Raw genomic sequence first — 457 nt, 5'->3', positions numbered from 1 at the left:
ACTGGACGGTGGGCGCCTCCGTCGACCACTACCCCGGTACCTCCACCCGGCAGGTCGAACTGCGTGTGCAGATCCCGCTGCAGTGGGGCTACCAGTACCAGGGCGAGATTGGCCGCGCCCAGGCCGACTATGCCAAGGCCCAGGACGCGCTGGACAACACCCGCCGCCTGGCGCTGCTGGACCTGCAGCGCCTGCGCCAGACGATGGACAACGCCGCGCGCCGCGCCACCGATTACGACCAGGGCGTGCTGCCCCGCGCGCGCCAGGTGGCCGACAACGCCGAGCTGGCCTACCGCAAGGGCGCCATCGCCCTCACCGACCTGCTGGATGCGCAGCGCACCCTGCGCGCCACCGTGCTCGACGCCCTGGCCGCCCGCGCCGACTACGCCAAGGCGCGCGGCGCCTGGCTGCTGCGCACGCAGCCGCAGGTGCTCACCGGCATGCCGTGAGCGCCAAC

The 457-nt window shown here is 73.3% G+C and carries 1 protein-coding gene; it reads left to right on the top strand.

Going from position 1 to position 457, the window contains the following annotated elements:
* The coding region (locus tag GVL12_RS25795; RefSeq protein ID WP_159918389.1) for a TolC family protein at positions 1-449 on the top strand (449 nt) is incomplete at its 5' end.
* Positions 450-457: the final 8 nt, after the last annotated feature.

The organism is Pantoea sp. 18069 (assembly GCF_902706035.1).
Lineage (GTDB): Bacteria > Pseudomonadota > Gammaproteobacteria > Burkholderiales > Burkholderiaceae_C > Comamonas.
Note: the sequence above shows the minus strand (reverse complement) of the source record. Positions and strands in the feature narration are given on the sequence as shown.